This window comes from Kitasatospora sp. NPDC091257 (assembly GCF_044757675.1).
GTDB lineage: Bacteria > Actinomycetota > Actinomycetes > Streptomycetales > Streptomycetaceae > Kitasatospora > Kitasatospora lactacystinica.
In genome coordinates this window covers 1-5,325 of sequence record NZ_JBIVVI010000633.1, presented here as the reverse complement: position 1 = coordinate 5,325, position 5,325 = coordinate 1, and the positions used below count along the sequence as shown (strand labels likewise).

Genomic DNA, 5,325 nt, shown 5'->3' with positions numbered 1-5,325 from the left:
GGCGGCGACCTCCTGACGGAAGCGGGCGCGGAACTCGGCGTCGTCGGTGAGCTCCGACCGCACCACCTTGACGGCGACGGTGCGCCCGCCGGCCGCTCCACCGGGCCGTCCACCGGCCTCGCCCGGTACGACAGCCACCACGGCCTCAGCCGCAGTGGCCCGGCGGCGTCGGCCACGGCCCGCAGCAGTGCGGCCGGCGTGTCCAGACAGGCCCAGCGGGCCCGGGCCAGGCTGTCCCGGCCGACCGGTCCGCCGATCCCCAGCGGCAGCGCGTGCACCCAGTCGATGCCGTCCTCGCCCGCACCCGAACCTGTGCCCGTACCCGTACCCGCCAGTGCGTCGAGCAGCCGACCGAGCGAGGCGGGGTCGGCCGGGTCGACCTCGTAGACGTCGTCGCTCCGCCGGGCGAACGCCCCGGCGGCACGGACCCCCACCACCCGGGCGTAGGCGGCCTCGAAGGCGCGGACCGCCTCCGGGGGCGCCGGTCCGTCCGTGAGCAGCACCAGCGGCCGGGAGGTCCGCGAGCCGATCGCCGAGCCCGCTCGGCGCAGCCGCGCCCAGTGCGGCTGGTGCAGCCAGGCGTCCTCCGGAAGGCGCCGCGGAACGTCGGCGGCGGCCGGGCCGGCCGGGTCCGGGGCCGTCGGGACGGGGGCCGCCGTGGCGCGGGGGAAGTCGAACTCCGCCAGCTCGAAGGCCGGCGGCGGGAAGTCCCACGGTGCCTGGGCAGGGCCGGCGGGCCAGTCGATCCGCTCGCCGGACAGCCAGGCCGCGGCCGTCTCCTCGGCGGTGAGGCCTTCGCTCGAAACCGGTGCCCCTGCGTGGGCCTCCCCCGCTCCCGCGTCCGTGATCCGGCCCGCGCCGCGCAGCCAGGCCACGGCGGCGGAGGCGTCGGGGCAGACCGCTGCCAGCCGTCGGCGGCGTGCGGGACGGCCCGCCTGGAGGTGGCGCAGCACCTGCGGATAGGCGGAGGGCCGGGCCTCCAGGTAGTCGGCGATCCGGGCGGCGTCGGCGCGCAGGCCCGCTTCGCTGCTGCTGGAGAGCAGCAGGCAGGGAGGCACCGGGGTGTCCGGTGCCGCGTCGCCCGCCGTCGGGCCCGCTGTGCCGGTCGTCCCGGGGGCCGGCCGGTCGCCCTCCAGGACCGCGTGGGCGTTGGTGCCACCGATCCCGAAGCTGCTCACCGCCGCGATCCTGTCCCGGTCCGCGGGCCAGGGCCGGGCCTCGGTGGGGACGTAGAACGGCGTGGGGTCGGCGCCGAGCTGCGGATTGAGGGCGTGGAAGCCGACGTTGGGCGGGATCACGCCGTGGTGGACCGCGAGCGCGGCCCGTACCAGCCCGACCACGCCGGCCGCCGCACCCAGGTGTCCTATCTGGCTCTTGACCGAGGTCAGCGCGCAGTGGCCGGACCGGTCCAGGTCGAAGGCCTGGCGCAGGGCGCCGACCTCGACCGGGTCGCCGAGCCGGGTGGCGGTGCCGTGGGCCTCGACATAGCCGAGGTCGGCGGCGCCGCGGCCGCTGCGGCGCAGGGCGGCGCGGATCACCTCGCGTTGCCCGGCGAGCGAGGGGGCGCTGTAACTCAGCTTGTCGGAGCCGTCGTTGTTCAACGCCGTGCCGGTGATCAGGGCGTAGACGGTGTCGCCGTCGCGTCGGGCCAGCCGGAGCGGCTTGAGCACCACCGTGCCGACGCCGCTCGCGCCGATGGTGCCGCTCGCGTCGTCGCTGAAGGGCCGGCAGCGACCGTCCACGGAGAAGATGTGCTGCGGCCGGTAGCGGTATCCGCCGGTCAGGGTCGGGTCGACCAGGACTCCGCCCGCCAGCATCACCTCGGCGTCGCCCTGGCGCAGCATCCCGGCGGCGACGTGGACGGCCACCAGCGAACTGGCGCAGGCCGCCTGGGTGGTGAAGGCGGGCCCCGTCAGCCCCAGGTGGTAGGCCGCCTTGGTGGCGAGGAAGTCCTTGTCGTGGTGCAGGGCCAACTGGAAGCCGTCGGGCAGGCGTTCGGGGTCGGCCTCGCGGAGCATGGACTGGAAGTAGGTGCTCTCACCGGCTCCGGCGACCAGGCCGACGCGCGCACCCGACGGGTCGGCGATCCCGGCGTGTGCCAGGGCCTCGACACAGCTCATCAGCAGGTGCCGCTGCTGGGGGTCCATCAGCCGGGCCTCCTGCCGGCCGATGCCGAAGTGGTCCGGGTCGAAGTCCAGGGGGCCGTCCAACTGGCTGCGCGCCCCGACCAGGCCGTCGGCGGCGTCGAAGTGCTCGATGCCGGTGCCGCCCGTGGTGACCATCCGCCAGAACGCGGCGAGATCGGACGCGCCCGGAAGCCGTACCGCCATGCCGACGACCGCGATCGGCTCGTCCAGGGCGATCGGGCCGACGGTGGGGGCCGGCGGCGCAGCGGCGGCGGTGGAGGCCGCGGTGGCGGCGGTGGGGCCCGCGGTGGCGGTGCGTGGGGATCCGCCGTCCGCGGCCGTTGCCGACCGGTCCAGGAAGTCGGCCAGCGCCCGTACGGTGACGTGTTCGAACAGGTCGGCGACGGTGAAGCGCAGGCCCGCTTCGGTGGTGCAGCGCAGCTGGAAGCGCATCAGGCCCAGGCTGGAGGCTCCGGCGTCGAAGAAGGTCTGCCCCGGGTCGATCGCCAGGCCGGTGGCCGCCTCGAACGCCTCGGTCAGCAGGGCCTCGCGCGCCGACAGGCCTGCGGCGCGGGCCGTCGGGCGGCGCAGTTCCCGCCCGGCGGAGCGCAGCGCGCCCCGGCGGTCCAGCTTGCCGCTGGGGGTCCTGGGCAGCTCCCCCATCACCCGGAAGCGGGCGATCCGGACGTGGCCGGGCAGCATCGGCGCCAGGTGCGCGGTGAGGTCCTCGACCGTGGGCGCCTCCCCACGGCATTGCAGGCAGGCCACCAGTTCCTCACCGTCGCGGACCACCACGGCGTTGACGACGTCCGGGTGCCGCAGCAGGGCCGCCTCGACCTGTCCGGGCTCCAGCCGGTGTCCGCTCAGCTTGATCTGGTCGTCGTCCCGGCCCAGGAAGTGCAGCCGGCCCTGCCGGTCGAAGCGGGCCCGGTCGCCGCTGCGGTAGCACAGGCCGAGGCCGGGCAGCTCGACGAAGCGCGCGTCGTTGAGCGCCGGGTCTCCCAGGTAGCAGCGCGCCGCCATCGTGCCGCCGATCAGCAGGGTGCCGGCGCGGCCGGGGGGAACGGGCTCGTCGGCCTCGTCGACCACCGTGAGCACGGCGTTGGCCACCGGTCGGCCGATGGCGGGACGCTCCGGCCACAGGGCCGGATCACCGTCCAGGCACAGGCTGCTCACCACGTGCGTCTCGGTCGGGCCGTAGTGGTTGAACAGCCGGGCGCCCGGCAGGCCCGCGAACCAGCGGCGGATCGCCTCGGTGCACACCAGCTGCTCGCCGGCGGTGACCACCTCCCGCAGCCGCGAGGGGTAGCGGCCCAGGTGGACGCCGTGCTCGGCGAGGAGCTGGAGTGCCACGTAGGGCATGAAGACGCGCTCCGCACCGGCCGTCTCCAGCTGCTCCAGCAGCGCGGGGGCGTCCTGCCGCCAGCCGGGCCGGACCAGGTGCAGGCAGCCGCCGCCGCACAGCGTCCCGAAGACCTCCTGGAAGGACACGTCGAAGGAGAGCATGGAGAACTGCTGGGTGGCCGCCGGGGCCGCCAGTCCTCCCGACTCCGCCTGCCACTGCAGCAGGTTGCACAGGGTGCGGTCGGACACCTGCACGCCCTTGGGGACACCGGTGGAGCCCGAGGTGAACAGGGTGTAGAGCGGTCGGGCGCCGCGGTGCGCCGGGGCGGCGGGTGCGGTGGGCGCGGCGGCGGGCGCGGCCGCCGCGGTGGCGGGTGACAGCACCACCGGATGGCGAGCGACGCGGCCCGGGTCGACCGCGTCGAACTCCGGGTCACCGCCCGGGGGCAGCAGCACGCACAGCGGCTCCACCTGGTCCAGCACCTGGCGGCGCAGGGCCGGTGGATAGGACGGGTCGAGCGGCACGATGGTCACGTTGAGCCTGGCCAGCGCCAGCAGCGCCACCACGTGCTCGACCGACGGCCCCAGGTGCAGCGCGACGCAGCACGGACGGTCGTCCCCGTCCGGCAGCGGGTGGTCGGCCCGCAGCTCGGCGGCGAGCGCCGCCGCGTGGGCGTCGAGTTCGGCGTAGCTCACCGGTCGGCCGTCGGACATCAGGGCCGGTGCGTCGGGGGTGCGGGCGACCTGCCGGGCGAAGCCCTCGGCCACCGTCGTCCAGGCCGGCACCGTCGGGGCGCCGCGACCGGGTTGCGGCAGTCCGCGGCGGTAGGGTGCCGCGAGCTCGGCCGGGGTCGCCGTCCCGCCCTCGGCCAGCAGGTCGAGAGCCCGCCGGAACAGGCCCGCCATCGCCGCCACCTCGGCGGCGTCGAAGCGGTCGTCGGCATACTCCCACAGGCAGTCGAGACCGCCCTCGCGCTCGACCACGGACAGCGTCATCGGGCACTTGGCCTCGGCCGGGGCCCACCACAGCGGGCGGGCGGCGCAGCCGGGCAGGGCCAGCGCACCGAAGTCGGTGTTCTCCAGGACGAACAGGTAGTCGAACGGGGAGTCGCCCCGGGCCGGCTCCCGGTCGGCCAGGACGTCGGCCAGCGCCACGTCCTGGCGGTCCAGCACCCGGCGGGCTTCGGCGCCCTGGCGCAGCAGCTGGCCGCGCAGCTCCTCGCGGGGCGCGACGGCCTGCGGCAGCAGCACGGTGTTGGCGAACATGCCGACGCTGCCCTCGAACTCCTGGACCGGCCGGTTGGCCACCGGTGCGGCGATCCGCGGCCTGGCCGCGCCGGTCACCCCGTACAGGCTCCAGGCGAAGACGCCGAGCAGCAACTCGAAGCGGGTCATGCCCAGTTCGGCGCAGATCCGGTCCACGGCGGCGCGCCGCACGACGTCCAGCGAGGTGTGCAGCAGGCCGGCCCGGGAGAAGGGCGGGGCTCCGGCCCGGTCACCGGGCTCGTGGTCCACCGCCTCCTCCGACCGGGCGTAGTGGGCCCGCAGTTCGGCGCGCTGGGCCAGGTAGGCGGGGCCGGCGAACCAGTCGGCCTGCCAGGCGGCGTAGTCGAGCGGGGTGGGCACCGGGGCGGTGTCCGTCCGCCGCGCGGCCTCGGCGGCGCCGCCGAGGGCGTGCCGGTAGCCGGACGACAGGTCGTTCAGCAGGACGTTGAGCGACCAGCCGTCGACCGCGATGTGGTGCAGATGGAGCAGCAGCACCATCGGCGGCAACCACCTGATCCACGCCCTGCGACGGAACGTCAATCTGAAGATCCTGCTGTTCAACAACCGTATCTACGGCCTCACCAAGGGC

At 75.7% G+C, this 5,325-nt stretch carries 2 pseudogenes; one reads left to right on the top strand and one right to left on the bottom strand.

The annotated features are described in order from the left end of the window. Positions 1–89: 89 nt before the first annotated feature. Positions 90–5,249, bottom strand: a pseudogene (locus tag ACIQOV_RS26090) (AMP-binding protein); the annotation flags it as partial. Between ACIQOV_RS26090 and ACIQOV_RS26085 the strand changes: the two are divergent. Further along, a pseudogene (locus tag ACIQOV_RS26085) lies at positions 5,230–5,325 on the top strand (thiamine pyrophosphate-dependent enzyme); the annotation flags it as partial. The pseudogenes ACIQOV_RS26090 and ACIQOV_RS26085 sit on opposite strands and share 20 nt — an antisense overlap.